The organism is Roseovarius sp. (genome assembly GCF_040219995.1).
Taxonomy (GTDB): domain Bacteria; phylum Pseudomonadota; class Alphaproteobacteria; order Rhodobacterales; family Rhodobacteraceae; genus Roseovarius.
On sequence record NZ_JAVJUC010000046.1, the window covers coordinates 91,780 to 108,129 of the forward strand.

The following is a 16,350-nucleotide window of genomic DNA, read 5'->3' on the forward strand; positions in this document are numbered from 1 at the left end:
GGTGCCGCGCTTAACAGATGCGCGGAAGCTGCTCGCCCACGAGCATGTCCACGATGCGCGCGCCACCAAACAGCGTGCGCATCGTGACCCGCCCGGCATTGCCCTCCATCACCCGGCCGATCGCCACGGCACCTGCTCCTTCAGGGCGCGAACGCATCGCGGCAAGCGCCGCCTGAGATTCAGCCTCCGGGACCACCGCCACCAGCGTCCCCTCATTGGCGAGGTAGAGCGGATCAAGCCCGAGGATCTCGCACATGCCCTTGACCTCCGTGCGCAGCGGCAGCGCCGCCTCGTCAATCTCGATCGCGAGCCCCGCCGCCTCGGCCAGTTCATTGAGGACCGACGCCACGCCGCCACGCGTCGCATCACGCGCGGCGCGCATGCCGGGTGCCGCCTCCAACACCGCCTCCATCAGATGGCCCAGCCCCTGACAATCCGACGAAATATCAGCCCCGAGCGCCATATCCCCCCGTGCCGCCAGAATGGCCGCGCCGTGATCGCCCAGCACACCGTTGACCAGCACCACGTCGCCGCTCTCGATATACCCCGCCTGCAGATCGCGCCCCGGCGGGATCACCCCGATCCCCGAAGTGTTGACGAACACCTTGTCGGCCATGCCGCGGCCCACCACCTTGGTGTCGCCAGTCACGATGCGCACGCCCGCATGGTCGGCCTCTGCCCGCATCGAGGCCACGATGCGCCGCAAGAGCGCCACCTCGGTGCCTTCCTCGATTATGAAGGCCGCCGATAGCCACAAGGGCCGCGCGCCACCAACGACGAGATCATTGACCGTGCCACACACCGCGATCTTGCCGATATCGCCTCCCGGAAATTCCACCGGATCGACAACGAAACTGTCGGTCGTAAAAGCCAGCCGTGCGCCCGGTACCTGCAACGCATCGCTTGTCAGGCGTGCCTGGTCCTCCATCAGGTCGGGCACAAAAACGGAAGTGAACACCTCTTCGATCAGGTCGCGCATCGCCTTGCCGCCACCGCCGTGGGCCAACGTAACCCGCTCATCCCTCATGCTCATCCTGACCGTCACCTTTCCAATAATACTCGCGCGATGCGCACCACTCGCTCAGCCCCGTGCGGCCCGGATCAGACGCAGGATATCCTGCGCCGCCTCGGGGATGTTGGTGCCGGGGCCGAAGATCGCCTTCACACCCGCCTTTTTCAGGAACTCGTAGTCCTGCTGCGGAATGACACCGCCGCAAATCACCAGGATATCACCCGCGTCGCGCGCCCCCAGTGCTTGGATCAGGCGCGGTGCCAGCGTCTTGTGCCCCGCCGCCTGAGAGCTGATACCGACCACATGCACGTCGTTGTCGATGGCGTCCTGCGCGGCCTCTTCCGGCGTTTGAAAGAGCGGGCCAACATCGACGTCAAAGCCGATATCGGCGAAAGCCGTGGCGATCACCTTGGCCCCGCGGTCATGCCCGTCCTGCCCCATCTTCACGACCAGCATGCGCGGTCGCCGCCCCTCTTCCTCGGCGAAATCCTCGACCGATTTCTGGATTGCGGCAAAGCCCTCGTCGCCCTCATAGGCGGCGCCGTAAACCCCGGCCAGCGTCTTGACCTCGGCGCGGTGCCGTCCGAATTCCTTTTCCAGCGCCATGCTGATTTCCCCCACAGTGGCGCGGGCGCGCGCGGCCTCGACCGCCGCGTCCAAGAGGTTGCCGCCCGCGCTGGCGCGGCGGGTCAATTCATCCAGTGCCGCGTCGCAGACCGCCTGATCGCGGGTCGCGCGGATACGCTCCAGCGCCTTGATCTGGCCGTCGCGCACCTTGACGTTATCGACATCGAGAATGTCGATCGGATCTTCCTTGTCCTTGCGATACTTGTTGACGCCGACGATCACCTCATCGCCCCGGTCAATCATCGCCTGCCGGGTCGCCGCCGTCTCCTCTATGCGCAGCTTGGGCATGCCGCTCTCGACCGCGCGGGTCATGCCGCCCATTTCCTCGACCTCCTCGATCAGTTCCCACGCTTTTTCCGCCAGATCGTGGGTCAGTTTTTCCACATAGTAAGAGCCCGCCAGCGGATCGACCACGTTGGTGACACCGGTTTCTTCCTGCAAGATCAACTGCGTGTTGCGCGCTATCCGGGCGCTGAAATCGGTAGGCAGGGCAATCGCCTCGTCGAGCGCGTTGGTGTGCAAGCTTTGCGTCCCGCCCAGAACCGCGCTCATCGCCTCATAAGCGGTGCGCACCACGTTGTTATAGGGGTCCTGCTCCTGCAGGCTCACACCGCTGGTCTGGCAATGGGTGCGCAGCATCTTGGATTTCTCGGATGTGGCCCCGAATTCGGTCATGATCCGGTGCCACAGCAGCCGCGCGGCGCGCAGCTTGGCGGCCTCCATAAAGAAATTCATCCCGATGGCGAAAAAGAACGACAGGCGCGGCGCGAAACTGTCCACGTCCATCCCCGCCTCGATCGCCGCCTTCACGTATTCGCGGCCATCGGCCAGCGTGTAGGCCAGCTCCTGCACGAGGTTCGCGCCCGCCTCCTGCATGTGATAGCCCGAGATCGAGATCGAGTTGAAGCGCGGCATGTGCTCCGCCGTATACCCGATGATGTCCGAGACGATCCGCATCGAGGGTGCGGGCGGGTAGATATAGGTGTTGCGGACCATGAATTCCTTCAGAATGTCATTCTGGATGGTGCCAGAGAGCAGGGCCTTGTCATGCCCCTGCTCTTCGCCCGCGACGATGAAGCTGGCCAGCACCGGGATCACCGCGCCGTTCATCGTCATCGAGACGCTGACCTTGTCGAGCGGGATGCCGTCGAAGAGGATCTTCATGTCCTCGACGGAGTCAATCGCGACACCAGCCTTGCCGACATCGCCCTCGACACGCGGATGGTCGCTGTCATAGCCGCGATGTGTGGCGAGATCGAAGGCGACCGAGACACCCTGTTGCCCGGCAGCGAGGTTGCGGCGGTAAAAGGCGTTAGATTCCTCGGCCGTGGAAAAGCCCGCATATTGCCGGATCGTCCAGGGCCGCCCGGCATACATCGTGGCCTTCACGCCACGGGTGAATGGCGCCTCGCCGGGAATACCGCCCAGATGCGGCAGGTCGGCCACATCCTCGTGGGTATAGAGCGGCTCGACCTCGATGCCCTCGAGCGTCTTCCATGTCAGATCGCTCAGCGGTCGTCCGCGCAGTTCGCCCTCTGCGATCCTACGCCAGTCGTCTTTCTTCGATGCCATTGTCTTGTCCTCTTGTCGTGCGACCGTCGGGCGGGTGTTTCCCCGCCTCGTTCGGTCCGGTTTCCTCTATCAGTCGGGCCAGACCATCCGCCCCGGCACTGAGCCAGAAGAGATCGTCTGCATAGGCCTCTTGCAGGGCCTGTTTTTGGTAGGCGTCAAAGGGTTGCCAGCGCCCCTCGCCCTCGGGCAGAAGGCCCACATCGCCGCCGCGCGCCGCCACTGCCCGGCGCAGCGCGGCAAGATCGGGCGCGCGGTTCAGCCAGACGCGCGCCGCGCGGCGAGGGGTTTCGTCCAGCCCGATCATGTGGTGCAGCCGGTCTTCGGGGCGCGAGCCATGGCGCTCATGCGGCAGCACCACGAGATCGACGCCCGGCAGCGCGCAGGCCAGATCGCCGATCACCTCGCGCCAGTGCCGATTGACGGTGACCAGCCGGTCGAGATCGCCCGCCTCCGGCAGGCGATGACCGCGCGCCACGCCATAGGCCAGCGCCGAGGACCACCAGGCATCCTGCCCCCGGATCGAGACCGCCACACGGCTGATCCGCCCGTCAAAGGCATGGGCATAGCGCGCCATCCGCTCGCCCGCGCCGTCATAGAGGCGGCCCTGCCGCAGGTTGCGGCGGGCGGCGCCGATCATGTTCTCGTCGCTGACCACGATCCGGCGCAGCCCCGCCTTGCGCGCCTGTGACAGCCGCAATGCGATGCGCCCGCGCGCGCGATCCATCTGCCGCGCCGCACTCTCACCGCCGGGCAGGGGAATGACCCCGGTCAGGATCCCGTCGCGCGTGACGTCAGGCCCCCAGACGCCGAGACCCTGCGCCGCCAGCGCGGCGGCATTGGCGCGCATGTAGTGTTGAAAGCTCGTGGTCGCGGTGCGATGCGCCCCCAGATGCAGGATGATCTCCATGACAGCCCTCGCCTTTTGCCCATATGCCACGTGCCCCGTTCGGCGCATGGTCCTGCCCGGCAGGCTAGGGGCAAATCCTGAGCATCGGATTAATCTGGCAATTTTCGGGCACGGGCCGAATTCTCCCTTCGCAATCGCGCGCACAGGGCCTATATCTTGCCCAGCAGGAGACCCCATGAAACCCATCTTGACGCTTGTTTTCGCAGTCTTTACCGCGACCGCCGCCCTTGCACAGACCGAGGAGGGCGTGGAGTTCGATGGTATGATCTTTGGTGCCGATGAGATCAATTTGAACGAATTGAAGTGGATAAAACGCCCTCTTGTCGTGTTTGCCGATACGCCCAACGACCCGCGATTCATCGAACAGATGGAATATATCGAAGGGCGGCTTTCGGCGCTCGAGGCGCTTGACGTGATCGTCATCACCGACACCGATCCCGCAGCCCAGACCGACATCCGGCGCAAACTCCGCCCGCGCGGCTTCGGGCTTGTGGGCATCGCCAAGGACGGGTCGATTTTCCTGCGCAAGCCGACACCGTGGCATGTGCGCGAGATCATGCGCTCGATCGACAAGCTGCCCGCCCGGCAGCGCGAATTGCGCGAAGGCTCGGCAGGCGACAGTTGATCGCGCGCCCTCATCACGCCTCTCCCTGCACGACAATCAGATATCCCGGTGCCCGCGTCATCAGGATCAGCGCGCCGCGCGTCTCGTCCCAGGCCAGAACCGTCCCGGTCTCGTCGAGCGCATGGCGAAACGCGCTCTCGGTCACCTCGGTCATGCAGGTCCGCGCCTCTAGCCCCGCGCGCCGCATCGCCATACCTGTGGGGCGGTGGTAATTGGCCATGACGACCATCGCCATATCCGCCCCCTGCCCCGGCATGTCGAGCGCCGCCGCACCTCGCAGCGCAATCTCGCGCTGCATCCCTGCCACGCTGTCGGTCACGGAAAGCGCCGATTTCACCTGCCCGGTGACCAGGTCATATAGGCCCACGGCACAGCCCCGCCGGGCCTCAAAGGCCTGCGTGTCGCCGAGGGAAAACCACTGCCCCAGCCACACCCGCTGCGCCGCCTCGTCCTCGCGCTGACAGCCTGCCACAAGGGCAAGCGCCGCCAGACAGGCGAGCGGCACAGGGCTATGGTTTAGGGCGCGGGTCATCCCCTCACTCAAACTCCATGATAACGTCGTCCACCGCGAGGCTGTCGCCCGGCCCGGCATTGACCTTCGACACAACGCCCTTGCGCTCCGCGCGCAGGATGTTTTCCATCTTCATCGCCTCCACCGTGCAGAGCGCCTGACCCTCCTGCACCTCGTCGCCCTCGGCGACGTTGACCTTGACGATCAGCCCGGGCATCGGGCAGAGCAGCATCTTGGATGTATCAGCGGCAAGTTTCTCGGGCATTAACGCCGCCAGTTCCGCCTGCCGGGGCGTGCGCACATGCACCTTGAGGTCGGCCCCGCGCGAGCGGATGCGGAATCCCTGGGTGATCTTGCCCACCTTGAGCACCAGCGCATCGCCATCCACGTCGAGCCGCGCCAGCGTGTCGCCCGGCGTCCAGTCGCTGCTGACGCGCAGGGTGCTGCCATCTTCGAACCGCACGCTCGCACCCTCGCGGTCGGCGGCGACGGTCACCGGATAGCTGTGCCCTTGCAGGCTCACCACCCAGTCCTCGCCGACGTGGCGCTCGTGATTGTCCATCCGCCCTGAGACCCGGGTGCGCCGGATTTCCGCCACCCGGTGCATCGCCGCCGTGCTCGCCGCGATCCGGCGCAGCACGTCCTCAGGCAACTCCACCCCGCTGAACCCTTCGGGATATTCCTCAGCGATGAAGGCGGTGGTCATATCGCCGCTGACGAATTTCGGATGATCCATCACCGCGCTGAGGAACGGCAAGTTGTGGCCGATCCCCTCGACCTCGAAGGCGTCAAGCGCGTTGCGCATCCCCTCGATGGCCGCCGTCCGCGTCGGGCCCCATGTGCAGAGCTTGGCGATCATCGGGTCGTAATACATGCTGATCTCACCGCCCTCATAGACGCCGGTATCGTTGCGCACCACGGCGCCCTCGATATCAAGTTCCTCGGGCGGGCGATAGCGGGTGAGACGGCCGATCGAGGGCAGGAAGCCGCGATAGGGATCCTCGGCATAGAGCCGGTTCTCGATGGCCCAGCCGTTGATCTTCACATCGTCCTGAGTGAGCGCCAGCTTTTCGCCATAGGCCACACGGATCATATGCTCGACCAGATCGACGCCGGTGATCAGTTCGGTCACCGGATGCTCGACCTGCAAGCGGGTGTTCATCTCGAGGAAATAGAAACTGCGGTCGCCATCGACGATGAATTCCACCGTGCCCGCACTGGCATAGCCGACGGCATGGGAGAGGGCCAAGGACTGCTCGCCCATGGCGCGGCGGGTCTCCTCGTCGAGGAACGGGCTCGGGGCCTCTTCCACGACCTTCTGGTTACGGCGCTGGATGGAGCATTCACGCTCGTTGAGATACACCCCGTTGCCATGGCTGTCGCAGAGAACCTGAATCTCGATATGGCGCGGCTGCGTCACGAACTTCTCGATGAAGATCCGGTCATCCCCGAAACTGCTCGCAGCCTCGTTCTTGGAGCTTTGAAAGCCCTCGCGCGCCTCCTCGTCACTCCAGGCGATGCGCATGCCCTTGCCGCCGCCGCCGGCACTGGCCTTGATCATCACCGGATAGCCGATCTCGTTGGAGATCTTCACCGCCTCCTCAGCGTCCTCGATCAAGCCCATGTAGCCCGGAACGGTGCTGACATCGGCCTCCTGCGCAATCTTCTTGCTGGTAATCTTGTCCCCCATCGCCTCAATCGCCTTTACGGGCGGGCCGACAAAGGCCACGCCCTCGGCCTCCAGCGCCTTGGCAAATTTGGGGTTCTCGGACAGGAAGCCATAGCCCGGATGCACCGCCTCGGCCCCGGTTTGACGAATCGCCTCCATCACCTTGTCGATGACGATATAGCTCTCATTCGCGGGGGGCGGACCGATATGCACCGCCTCATCCGCCATCTGCACATGCAGCGCGTGACGGTCGGCGTCGGAATAGATCGCGACCGTCGCAATCCCCATCTTACGCGCCGTCTTGATGACGCGGCAGGCGATTTCGCCCCGGTTGGCGATCAGGATCTTCTTGAACATGCTATCGGTCCCTTCTTGAGAGTCTTGGCCGCGCGACACTGTCAGTCGTGGGCCCGGTTTGGCTCTTGCCATAAAAAAGGCCACCGCTGCCCAACGCAGCGATGGCCGAAATGGAAGTGGTCCGCGCTGTGCGCGCGACCGCGGTCACATCTTCAGCAACGGCCCGGATAGGCCTGGCAATAGATGACGTTACCAGCGGCCCCCACGGCGGCACCGGTGACGACGCTGCCACCGACCACGGCCCCTGTGACGGCACCCGCGCCCCCGCCCAGAAGGGCCTGTTCCGGGACCGTGTCACCACAGGCCGCAAGCCCGAGAAGGGCAATCGCGGCCATGGCAGAAACAATCCTGAGTTGTTTCTTCTGCGGTTTTCGAGTCGTGTGCATGGGCCTGTGGCTCCTTCTGTCAGCGCATGTTGATCCGCGCCACAAAAGCTCAGTCCGCGCGCTGCGTCAAAGCGGTCCTCTCTGCACGCAGCATAACCGGCGAACTGCCGCTCACTCTTATAAGGCTCTGTAAAAAAAGAAAAAGTGGGCGGCGTGCGCAAGCCTGCACACAGCCGCCCAACAGGGGAAGGGTAACGGAAATGACATATGGTCAAAGCCGCTGGGGAACGGGCCTCCGTTACCTTCTGAAACATGGCATTGCGTGAAGCGCACGCCAAATCCAAACCGCAGCGCAGCGCTGTATCGGCGAGGCTTTGCGCATTTCCGCACGCATTGCGCGAATTCATGCCGATCTGGGTGTGGCTCATTCGTCCAGACCCTCGAAGACTTCGGGAAAATTTGTCCGTGCCACACTCACATCGACCACCAGAAGCGACTCATAGCTTTCAGGATCGAACGACTCCTCGGCGGGCTTTACCTCGCGGCCCAGAAACCAGCTCAGACGCCCGGCATCGAGGTTGCCGCGCTCGAACGGCTCATCGCCGAAACACTCCCACAGCGCGCGCAGAAACCCGACATCGGCCCGCTTGTCAACAGGACGGCGATCCCGGTAACGCTCGCGCGCGGTGAGCGGCGTGGCTCCCTTGGGATTGGCGCGGCGAATGGTAAATTGATAATCCGTTCCCGGCAGACGCCCGGGAAATCCGCGATGCTTCAGCATGTGGCGCCCTCCGGATCACAGGGGCGCGTTAGCGGTGGTAGTGCCGGAGCGGATGGTGACACCCGCTCCGGAGCAAGCCCAATGGGCTTACTTGTACTTGCCAGTGCTGGCCGGCTCGGTCGAGATGGGCTCGGGCTCAACGACCACAAACTCTTCTTCCGCGGGCTGTGCGCAGGCTGCGACAAAGGCGACGAGGCCGATGGCGAGAACGCTCTTGATGCTGTTCGACATGTATAACTCCTGTCTCTCGTATCTTCGAAAACTGGCGCGCGCAGACATAATGCTGACGCCCGCCAAGTGGGCGAGGTAAAGGTCGCTTGGGTGCAACCCTCGGGCAAGCTAGCCGAAATTTCAAGATTTGAATACATGCAATCCGCAAACCGGCGCGCATGTGTCCGCAAAGTCGCAGTGCTCAGCCCCGGAGAATCCGGCCCCGCAAGATATTGCGTTCGCATCAAAACATCTCCCAGATGCAGGTGTCGCCCTCGGGCCGGTATGCCTCGAAGACCTGTATGACGGCGGGATCGTAAACCCCGAATTCCGAGGGCCGATCGGCGAGCGAGATCACCACGCGGCCCGGTTGCGGCCCGATATTGGACAGCCGAGGCAAGGCATAGGTCACGCATAGCCAATCAAGATCCTCCATCACCCGTTCCAACCCGGCCTCACCGCCCTCGAACCCCTCCGCCACGAAGCGGAACCTGTAGGTCAGACCGCCGCCAGCGGGCCGATCGGTCAGCACCTCGTGAACTCGCGCCTCCAGCCCCGATGGCAGCCGCAGCACCTCCTCCTGCGCCGCGGCTGCGCAGGGCAGCGCCAGCAGCACGAACGCCATGCCCGCCGCCAGCCTCACCGCCCCGATCCCGACCAGCGCGCGACACGCGCCGGATCCTCGAAGAGCGCGGCGATCCGCGCCTCGGCGTCAGTACGGGCAAACCGCCCTGCCACCGTTCCTCCTGCCCGGAGCCGCAGACCGCCCTCTTCGCGCCAGACACGCACCACCGGGGCAAAGCCGCGCAAATGCTGCAAGGCACGCCACATGTCCTGTCGCACCCGATGCGCCACACGGACGCGCGATGCCTCGGGCAGATGCCCCTCGACGGCCAGATCGAACCGCGCGGGAAGGCGCCGCGCCACCGTCAATGCGCCGTCCTCCTCTTCGATCAGATGCCAGCGCCCGCGGGCCATGCCCCTCGCCTCCTCGTTTCTTCTGGCCACAAATATCCCGGGGGAGTCGCCCGGCACGGGCGACGGGGGCAGCGCCCCCATGCCCTCACAGCGGGATGTTGTCGTGCTTCTTCCAGGGCAAGTTCTTCTTCTTGTTGCGCAGCGATGCAAACGCCCGGCTCACCCGCATCCGCGTGCTGCGCGGCTGGATCACTTCGTCAATGAACCCGCGCTCGGCAGCGACGAAGGGATTGGCGAAGCGATCCTCGTAGCTTTTGGTATGCGCGGCAATCTTTTCCGCATCGCCAAGGTCAGAGCGATAGATGATCTCGGTTGCACCCTTGGCCCCCATCACCGCGATCTCGGACGTCGGCCAGGCATAGTTGAAATCGGCGCGCAGATGCTTGGAGGCCATCACCACATAGGCCCCGCCATAGGCCTTGCGGGTGATTACCGTGACCTTAGGCACCGTCGCCTCGCCATACGCATAGAGCAGCTTCGCCCCATGCTTGATCACCCCGCCATATTCCTGACCGGTGCCGGGCAGGAAACCGGGCACGTCGACCAGCGTCAGGATCGGGATTTCGAAGCAGTCGCAGAACCGCACAAAGCGCGCCGCCTTGCGGCTGCTGTCGATGTCGAGACAGCCCGCCAGAACCATCGGCTGATTGGCCACGACGCCCACGGTCTGCCCTTCAAGCCGGATGAAACCGGTGATCATGTTCTTGGCGAATTCGGCCTGAATCTCGTAGAAATCCGCCTCATCGGCGATCTTGTGGATCAATTCCTTCATGTCATAGGGCATGTTGGGATTGTCGGGAATGAGCGTGTCGAGACTTGCCTCTACCCGTCCCGGCTCATCGAAGAACGGGCGTTTGGGGGGCTTCTCGCGGTTGTTGAGCGGCAGGAAATCCACCAACCTGCGGACCTCAGCCAACGCCTCGACATCATTCTCGAAGGCCGCGTCGGCAACCGAGCTTTTGCGCGTGTGCGTAACCGCGCCGCCCAGCTCCTCCGCCGTGACCTGCTCGTTGGTCACTGTCTTGACCACGTCGGGGCCGGTCACGAACATGTAAGAGCTGTCTTTCACCATGAAGATGAAATCGGTCATTGCGGGCGAGTAAACCGCGCCGCCCGCGCACGGCCCCATGATGACACTGATCTGCGGCACCACGCCCGAGGCCTCGATATTGCGCTGGAACACCTCGCCATACCCCGCAAGGCTGTCGACGCCTTCCTGAATCCGCGCCCCGCCCGAATCGTTGATACCGATGACCGGCGCGCCGTTCTCGACGGCCATATCCATGATCTTGCAGATCTTCTGCGCGTGTGTGGCGCTGACCGAGCCGCCAAGCACGGTGAAATCCTGGCTGAAGACATAGACCTGACGGCCGTTGATCGTGCCCCAGCCGGTGACCACGCCGTCGCCATAGGGGCGGTTCTTTTCCATGCCGAAATCGGTGCAGCGATGCGCCATGAACATATCGAATTCCTCGAAACTGCCCTCGTCGAGCAACAGCTCGACGCGCTCGCGCGCGATCAGCTTGCCACGCCCGTGCTGCGCGTCGATGCGGGCCTCGCCGCCGCCCAGCCGCGCATCGGCACGACGGCTTTCGAGTTCCTCCAGAATGTCTTTCATGGCGCTCCCCTTTTCTCTCTTGGCGCGCAGCATAAGGAGTGCGGCGCGCAGGACCAAACAGAATCCGGCAAATTTGCAAACTATTGCAAAACATCAATTGAATAACTGTAAACTTGCTAATCAACTTCGGTTTTGCAACCTGACCCGATGGACATCCCCGCGCCCGCATCCTAGCCATGTGGACATGAGCCCGGAACCCCGCGTCCGTTTCCTGGACCGCGCCACACCACCACATATCTCGACACTGATCCTGCTCGCGGGGCTGTCGGCGCTCGCGATGAACATCTTTCTCCCCTCCCTGCCGGGCATGGTCGCGTATTTCAAGACCGAATACCGGCTGATCCAGCTTTCAGTGGCGCTCTATCTGGGCGTCAACGCGGCGTTGCAACTGCTGATGGGGCCGATTTCCGACCGTTGGGGTCGGCGCCCGGTCATCCTGTGGGGGCTGGGCCTGTTCCTCGTGGCGACCCTCGGCTGTCTCGCGGCGCCCAACGTCTACGTGTTTCTCACTTTCCGAATGGTGCAGGCCAGCGTCGTCGTGGCGATGGTACTTTCCCGCGCGATCGTGCGGGACATGGTGCCACAGGATCGCGCCGCCTCGATGATCGGCTATGTGACCATGGGAATGGCGGTGGTGCCGATGATCGGCCCGGCCTTTGGCGGGGTACTCGACGAGATCTTTGGTTGGCAGGCGAATTTCTGGCTGCTCTTCATTCTCGGCGCAGCGCTCTTCGCGCTGTGCTGGCGCGATCTCGGCGAGACCGCACCGCTGACCGGGCGCACCCTGCTGCAACAGTTCCGCGATTATCCCGCCCTGCTGACCTCGCGCCGCTTCTGGGGCTATGCAGCGGCGGCGGGGCTGTCGTCGGGGTCGTTCTTTGCCTATCTCGGCGGTGCGCCCTATGTCGACGATCAGGTTTTCGGCCTGCCACCTTCAACCTTGGGGCTGCTCTTCGGCGCGCCCGCGATAGGCTATTTCCTCGGCAATTTCGCCTCGGGCCGCTACTCGATGCGCTTCGGCGTCAACCGGATGGTGCTCTGGGGAGCATTGTTCAATGGGGGCGGTATCGGCCTTAACCTCGCCTTGTTTCAGTTAGGCTTCGGCTCTCCGCTCACGTTCTTCGGGCTGATGACCTTCATGGGTCTGGGCAATGGAATGGTGATCCCCAACGCCACCGCAGGGGCGCTGTCGATCCGGCCCGATCTGGCGGGCACGGCAAGTGGGCTTTCGGGGGCGCTGATGATCGGGCTGGGGGCCGCGCTCTCGGCGCTGGCGGGGATGCTGCTGACACCGGGCAGCGGGGCCGTCACACTCCTGTCGATCATGTTCGCCACTGGGTTGGCGGCGGTCGTCACCATCCTGCTTGTTATCCGCCGAGAACGTCGGCTTGGATTGGCGCAATAGACAACGCGCGGGCGATACCCCGCCTATTCCTGCGCGCTCCGCATCTGCTCCGCGATCTGCGATGCCCATTCTCCGATGATCGGCAGGAACTCGATCTGGCTGAGCGCCCAGACAATCAGCGACAACAGCACCGTCGCACCCAACACGGTGCCAAGCCCCACCGCCAGCCCGCGCGCGAAGTTGAACGCCAGAAGGCGCGGCATGTTGTTGTGGATGCGCACGAAGCGATGCCGGTTCAGGGTCTCAAGCTCGGCCCTCAGGGCGCGCAATTCCTCGCTCAGATCATCGCTCTTGGCGGGATCATCCTTCATCCGAACGTCGCCACCACGTCATACATTACCGGCTCGAAACTCTTGCACAAATCGTTGATCTTGCGATTGCGCGCACGCATCTCGTCGCTGCGCAGCATCGCCTGAAAATCCTCGCGCGAGCGCCATTGCGAATAATTTGCGATCCGGGTCTGTGCGTCGTTCACATGCAGACCGGCGGCGATGAAACCGGACTGCTTCGAGATGAAATCGCGATAGGCGTCTTCCAGCAGGTCAAGCAGGTCCTGACAGGTGCCCGGTGTCGCCTCAAACGTGGTGAGCACGGTCTGATGAGTGGTCTGGGATGTGATATGCGGCATGGCGCACCTCCTTTGAGGTGAGCCTAGCATGCGGTCGCGACACGGTAAATTCTCCGCGCCCCTTAACCCTCGCTTTACTCTTTTTAACGAGGGTTAACGCGGAGGTAACCATGTCTCGATGCCTGGCTCTTGCCGTACTGCTCTCGTTCTGGCTGGCGAGCCCGGTCTTGTCGGGTGCCTGGCCGCGCGAAAAAGGTACGGTGTTCCTGTCTCTCGCGGGTCAGGCGGAGGGTCCGGATGAACATGGAGTCTACCGGCAGAATTTCACCCTTTTCGCCGAATACGGGCTGACCAACCGGCTCACGCTCGGGGTGGATGCCGGAGGCGATGCGCTGCGGATGACCAAGGCCATCGGCTTTCTACGCTGGCCGCTGGGTCGTACCGACCGCCAGGTGAAACTCGCCTTTGAACTGGGGGCGGGTCAGGTTGACGGCGAAAACGCCCTGCGTCCGGGTCTGTCACTTGGCCGCGGCATCGAGATACTCAAACGTCACGGCTGGCTGGCCGCAGATGGCCGTGCGATCCTGTTCACCGGCGGCGGCATGACGCTGGAAAGCGATCTGACCTTCGGCCTATCCGTCACGAATCGCAGCAAGGTGATCCTGCAGATCCAGACCGGGCATCCAAAACTGGGGGCCGCCTACGCCCGCTTCGCGCCGTCCTTCGTATTCGAGACCAAACCCGGCGCACATATCGAATTCGGGTTGATCGAGCCGCTGATCGGTGACGGGGACCGCGGTGTCAAACTGGGGCTCTGGCGCAAATTCTAACCACGTCAGAGCCCGGCTTTTATCACAGCGCGTCGTCGATCCGTACCCGAAGTATGACTCGGCCTGACACAGGCGTTGGCCAGCGCAGGTTGATGCGATCATTCTCCGGGCCCTGGCTTGCTTCGAAATAGGGCACCACATGCATCACCTCACCGCCGCTACTGCGCAGCGGCCCATCGGCCAGCACAGATTCGACTGTCTGTGCCCAAGCCCCGAACGGAAGGCGTGGGGCTGGTTCGATGACCCATGTGGCACCGGCGCTCGCCTCTTCATGCGCCATGACAAGCGGGCTTTCGGCCTGAATGTCGATGTTGTGAAAGGTGTTCTGGGCGAAGGTGATGCCGCGCACCCGGTCGAAATCCAGATCGGCAAAGCTGGTATCCACGGCCTCCACCCGGTCAATCGACCCGATCGCGCGAAACGTATTGCCGGTGACCGTCATACCATTCAGGAAATGCCCGGGCCCATGCGGCTTGACTGTAATGAAGGTAAACCATGGCACCATGTCGCTGGCCAGAAAGACATTGCCCGTGACGCTTAGCGCGCTGAAGGAAAACTCGCTGGCGAACTCGGGGGCGGAATCATGCTCGTTCACCCACTCGATGAAACAGTTGTCGATATAGTTGCCGCTGATCGTACCGCGATTGTTGGTACGGGTCAGCACGAAGCCCGCGCTGCGGATCCCGTTTGCGGCGGAATCCCCCTGAAACACGTGGTTGTCGGTGATCAGAGAGCTTGATCCGGCCATGACCGCGAAATGCCGGAAGAACGTGGCGCGGTTGTCGCGGATCTTGAGGTCATTGGCATTGGCGTTGAAGCCGATGCTGGCGCGTTCGGTCACCAGAAGCGGGCTCTCGTTTGAGAGGAACTGGCAGCGGTCGATCATCATGCCCTGATCGCCCTCGCCGTGGCTGGTGATGCCGCGATCTTTGGGGCGGGTGATGAAACAGTCGCGAAAATGGTTGGCCGAGCCCGAGGGCGGTAGCAACACGGCGCTGCAATCCCCCGCGCACTGGAAATCCACCTCCGAGAACACCATGCGCGACACGTCCTGAAAGCCGCTGAAATCGAGCATATATTTGAAGCGAAGAAAGGTGAAGACCTGCGTGCCGGCCGCATCGAACAGCGGCTGGCTGAGCGTCAGCCGGCCAGCGGCGATGTTGCGCGAGGTGACATAAACCTCGCGGCCCACGCCGTTACCCTCGACCAGCGATCCGACGGCGATATTCGCTACATCCACGACGTTTGACAGGCGTTTGTTGTTGGCCTCAGGGTCATAGCTGGCCTGCGAGATGACGATATCTGTGCCCCAGGCGGGGGTCGGGAAAACTGAGAACTGTCCGTTCTGGATAACGTGGCGCTGGTTGTAGGTGCTGCGATTGCCCACGACGGCGGCCATATCGACGGGTTCGCGCAGTGCGATCTTGCGCCCCGCGAGATTGAGCGTGACATGGCCTGCATTGTTCAAGAGCGCCTGATAGGCCTTCTTGAACGCCAGTTCGCTGTCGCCGAACGCGTCGATATAGGCGGGCAGGTCGTAATTCTTGGTCAGCGACAGGATCGCATCCTCGGGCATCGCCAGCGTCCCCTCGAACCGGATGCGGCTCTGGATCGTGGTGCTTGACCCAAGGAAATATGTACCCGCAGGCACGATGATCTCACGCCCGCCCGCCGCCGTGTCGGCGGCCTCAAAAGCGGCGTGATCGTCGGTCACCCCGTCACCGATGGCACCGTGATCGCGCACATCGACCATGGCGATTACATCGCGCAGGAAGAACCGGCTCACATCCTCGATCTCGATATCATCAATCCGCACGACGCCCCCCGACGGGCCGGTCAGGTCGATCCCGAAATGCCCGAACACCGCCTGCGGCCCCCAGACCATATCGACCCCCGGGCGCTGACCGATGCCGACGATGGCACTTACCTCGACCACCTCGCCATAGGTCGTCAGCGTGACCTGCGTCGCCTCGACCGTCACACCGGCAAGCGCCGCGCCACTGGTATCCCCGGCAAATGCGGCAATCCGCACATTGGGCAGGTTGCCCGCGATGGCCTTGACCCGCGCGCGCACCTGAAGGTAGCACCCCGGCAGGATCGGCGTCTCGCCCATGAAGCGCAGGCGCTGCACAGCCTCAATCTTCTGCAGTTCCAGCGCGCCGCCGAAATCCTGATCGGCCGGGACAAAAGCCGCATTGGCCGCATTTTCATAAGTGTCCGAGCCGGGCCGCCCGTCGCCGCGCGACCACTGATCGAGCCCCGCCGCGAAGGGCCGGGGCATGAGAACGATGCCTTGGGTGATTGCCTTGTTCATGGATATCCCTTTCTCTCTCCCGCGCCGCGCGTGGTGGGGA

Annotated in this window: 17 protein-coding genes; 3 read left to right on the forward strand and 14 right to left on the reverse strand. The window is 63.4% G+C overall.

All coding sequences use genetic code 11. From position 1 onward, the window contains the following. Nucleotides 1–10: 10 nt before the first annotated feature. From hypE to RID11_RS20185, 3 genes are read right to left on the reverse strand one after another with little or no spacing between them, the layout of a single operon-like run. Nucleotides 11–1,033 carry a hydrogenase expression/formation protein HypE gene (gene hypE, locus RID11_RS20175; protein ID WP_350142094.1) on the reverse strand — a complete coding sequence of 341 codons (1,023 nt, stop codon included), beginning with the start codon at nt 1,031–1,033 and terminating at the stop codon, nt 11–13. A 48-nt stretch (nt 1,034–1,081) separates the two neighbouring features. Next, nucleotides 1,082–3,211 carry a methylmalonyl-CoA mutase gene (scpA, locus tag RID11_RS20180; protein ID WP_350142095.1) on the reverse strand — a complete coding sequence of 710 codons (2,130 nt, stop codon included), beginning with the start codon at nt 3,209–3,211 and terminating at the stop codon, nt 1,082–1,084. After that, on the reverse strand, nt 3,183–4,118 hold the full coding sequence (locus RID11_RS20185) for a hypothetical protein (protein WP_350142096.1): 936 nt from the start codon (nt 4,116–4,118) through the stop codon (nt 3,183–3,185). The genes scpA and RID11_RS20185 overlap by 29 nt, the downstream gene beginning before the upstream one ends. 175 nt (nt 4,119–4,293) lie before the next feature. On the opposite strand from RID11_RS20185, the gene RID11_RS20190 reads away from it, so the two are divergent. After that, entirely contained in the window at nt 4,294–4,743 is a 450-nt protein-coding gene (locus tag RID11_RS20190; protein ID WP_350142097.1) for a DUF4174 domain-containing protein, read from the forward strand. A 13-nt stretch (nt 4,744–4,756) separates the two neighbouring features. Here the strand turns inward: RID11_RS20190 and RID11_RS20195 are convergent, their stop codons facing one another. The 8 genes from RID11_RS20195 to RID11_RS20230 all read right to left on the reverse strand — a co-directional run bounded on the left by RID11_RS20195 (nt 4,757) and on the right by RID11_RS20230 (nt 11,193). Then, nucleotides 4,757–5,275: a hypothetical protein gene (locus RID11_RS20195; RefSeq protein WP_350142098.1), complete on the reverse strand. Its 519-nt coding sequence runs from the start codon at nt 5,273–5,275 to the stop codon at nt 4,757–4,759. A gap of 4 nt (nt 5,276–5,279) precedes the next feature. Then, the gene (locus RID11_RS20200) at nt 5,280–7,280 is read right to left on the reverse strand and encodes an acetyl-CoA carboxylase biotin carboxylase subunit (RefSeq protein WP_350142099.1); all 2,001 of its coding nucleotides are present in this window, start codon (nt 7,278–7,280) and stop codon (nt 5,280–5,282) included. A gap of 152 nt (nt 7,281–7,432) precedes the next feature. Further along, nucleotides 7,433–7,615 (reverse strand): hypothetical protein, encoded by a 183-nt coding sequence (locus RID11_RS20205; protein WP_350153233.1) that lies wholly within the window; start codon nt 7,613–7,615, stop codon nt 7,433–7,435. A 415-nt stretch (nt 7,616–8,030) separates the two neighbouring features. Continuing rightward, nucleotides 8,031–8,387 carry a hypothetical protein gene (locus RID11_RS20210; RefSeq protein ID WP_350142101.1) on the reverse strand — a complete coding sequence of 119 codons (357 nt, stop codon included), beginning with the start codon at nt 8,385–8,387 and terminating at the stop codon, nt 8,031–8,033. Between the two features lie 87 nt (nt 8,388–8,474). Next, a complete protein-coding gene (locus tag RID11_RS20215; protein ID WP_350142102.1) occupies nt 8,475–8,618 on the reverse strand; it encodes a hypothetical protein in 144 nt (47 codons plus the stop codon). Between the two features lie 223 nt (nt 8,619–8,841). Continuing rightward, nucleotides 8,842–9,240: a DUF6497 family protein gene (locus tag RID11_RS20220; RefSeq protein ID WP_350142103.1), complete on the reverse strand. Its 399-nt coding sequence runs from the start codon at nt 9,238–9,240 to the stop codon at nt 8,842–8,844. Next, on the reverse strand, nt 9,237–9,575 hold the full coding sequence (locus RID11_RS20225; RefSeq protein WP_350142104.1) for a hypothetical protein: 339 nt from the start codon (nt 9,573–9,575) through the stop codon (nt 9,237–9,239). Before RID11_RS20225 ends, RID11_RS20220 begins: the two co-directional genes overlap by 4 nt. An 85-nt stretch (nt 9,576–9,660) precedes the next feature. Then, entirely contained in the window at nt 9,661–11,193 is a 1,533-nt protein-coding gene (locus RID11_RS20230; RefSeq protein ID WP_350142106.1) for an acyl-CoA carboxylase subunit beta, read from the reverse strand. A gap of 184 nt (nt 11,194–11,377) precedes the next feature. Between RID11_RS20230 and RID11_RS20235 the strand changes: the two genes are divergently transcribed. Next, nucleotides 11,378–12,598, forward strand: a complete 1,221-nt coding sequence (locus RID11_RS20235) for a multidrug effflux MFS transporter (protein ID WP_350142107.1) — start codon at nt 11,378–11,380, stop codon at nt 12,596–12,598. A gap of 23 nt (nt 12,599–12,621) precedes the next feature. Here RID11_RS20235 and RID11_RS20240 read toward each other — a convergent pair whose 3' ends face one another. Continuing rightward, entirely contained in the window at nt 12,622–12,909 is a 288-nt protein-coding gene (locus RID11_RS20240; protein ID WP_350142108.1) for a DUF5665 domain-containing protein, read from the reverse strand. Further along, nucleotides 12,906–13,226, reverse strand: a complete 321-nt coding sequence (locus tag RID11_RS20245) for an antibiotic biosynthesis monooxygenase family protein (protein ID WP_350142109.1) — start codon at nt 13,224–13,226, stop codon at nt 12,906–12,908. The genes RID11_RS20240 and RID11_RS20245 overlap by 4 nt, the downstream gene beginning before the upstream one ends. A 110-nt stretch (nt 13,227–13,336) precedes the next feature. On the opposite strand from RID11_RS20245, the gene RID11_RS20250 reads away from it, so the two are divergent. Further along, nucleotides 13,337–13,996 carry a hypothetical protein gene (locus RID11_RS20250; RefSeq protein WP_350142110.1) on the forward strand — a complete coding sequence of 220 codons (660 nt, stop codon included), beginning with the start codon at nt 13,337–13,339 and terminating at the stop codon, nt 13,994–13,996. A gap of 22 nt (nt 13,997–14,018) precedes the next feature. Here RID11_RS20250 and RID11_RS20255 read toward each other — a convergent pair whose 3' ends face one another. Then, the gene (locus RID11_RS20255) at nt 14,019–16,310 is read right to left on the reverse strand and encodes a glycosyl hydrolase family 28-related protein (protein WP_350142112.1); all 2,292 of its coding nucleotides are present in this window, start codon (nt 16,308–16,310) and stop codon (nt 14,019–14,021) included. Between the last annotated feature and the right edge of the window lie 40 nt (nt 16,311–16,350).

Excerpts from the sequence above, each read along its gene's own strand:
- RID11_RS20225 (WP_350142104.1), bottom strand. The coding sequence starts at position 9,575 with ATGGCCCGCGGGCGCTGGCATCTGATCGAAGAGGAGGACGGCGCATTG.
- RID11_RS20215 (WP_350142102.1), bottom strand. The coding sequence starts at position 8,618 with ATGTCGAACAGCATCAAGAGCGTTCTCGCCATCGGCCTCGTCGCCTTT.
- scpA (WP_350142095.1), bottom strand. The coding sequence starts at position 3,211 with ATGGCATCGAAGAAAGACGACTGGCGTAGGATCGCAGAGGGCGAACTG.
- RID11_RS20250 (WP_350142110.1), top strand. The coding sequence starts at position 13,337 with ATGTCTCGATGCCTGGCTCTTGCCGTACTGCTCTCGTTCTGGCTGGCG.
- RID11_RS20185 (WP_350142096.1), bottom strand. The coding sequence starts at position 4,118 with ATGGAGATCATCCTGCATCTGGGGGCGCATCGCACCGCGACCACGAGC.
- RID11_RS20255 (WP_350142112.1), bottom strand. The coding sequence starts at position 16,310 with ATGAACAAGGCAATCACCCAAGGCATCGTTCTCATGCCCCGGCCCTTC.
- RID11_RS20245 (WP_350142109.1), bottom strand. The coding sequence starts at position 13,226 with ATGCCGCATATCACATCCCAGACCACTCATCAGACCGTGCTCACCACG.
- RID11_RS20230 (WP_350142106.1), bottom strand. The coding sequence starts at position 11,193 with ATGAAAGACATTCTGGAGGAACTCGAAAGCCGTCGTGCCGATGCGCGG.
- RID11_RS20235 (WP_350142107.1), top strand. The coding sequence starts at position 11,378 with ATGAGCCCGGAACCCCGCGTCCGTTTCCTGGACCGCGCCACACCACCA.
- hypE (WP_350142094.1), bottom strand. The coding sequence starts at position 1,033 with ATGAGCATGAGGGATGAGCGGGTTACGTTGGCCCACGGCGGTGGCGGC.
- RID11_RS20205 (WP_350153233.1), bottom strand. The coding sequence starts at position 7,615 with ATGGCCGCGATTGCCCTTCTCGGGCTTGCGGCCTGTGGTGACACGGTC.
- RID11_RS20240 (WP_350142108.1), bottom strand. The coding sequence starts at position 12,909 with ATGAAGGATGATCCCGCCAAGAGCGATGATCTGAGCGAGGAATTGCGC.
- RID11_RS20210 (WP_350142101.1), bottom strand. The coding sequence starts at position 8,387 with ATGCTGAAGCATCGCGGATTTCCCGGGCGTCTGCCGGGAACGGATTAT.
- RID11_RS20200 (WP_350142099.1), bottom strand. The coding sequence starts at position 7,280 with ATGTTCAAGAAGATCCTGATCGCCAACCGGGGCGAAATCGCCTGCCGC.
- RID11_RS20190 (WP_350142097.1), top strand. The coding sequence starts at position 4,294 with ATGAAACCCATCTTGACGCTTGTTTTCGCAGTCTTTACCGCGACCGCC.
- RID11_RS20195 (WP_350142098.1), bottom strand. The coding sequence starts at position 5,275 with ATGACCCGCGCCCTAAACCATAGCCCTGTGCCGCTCGCCTGTCTGGCG.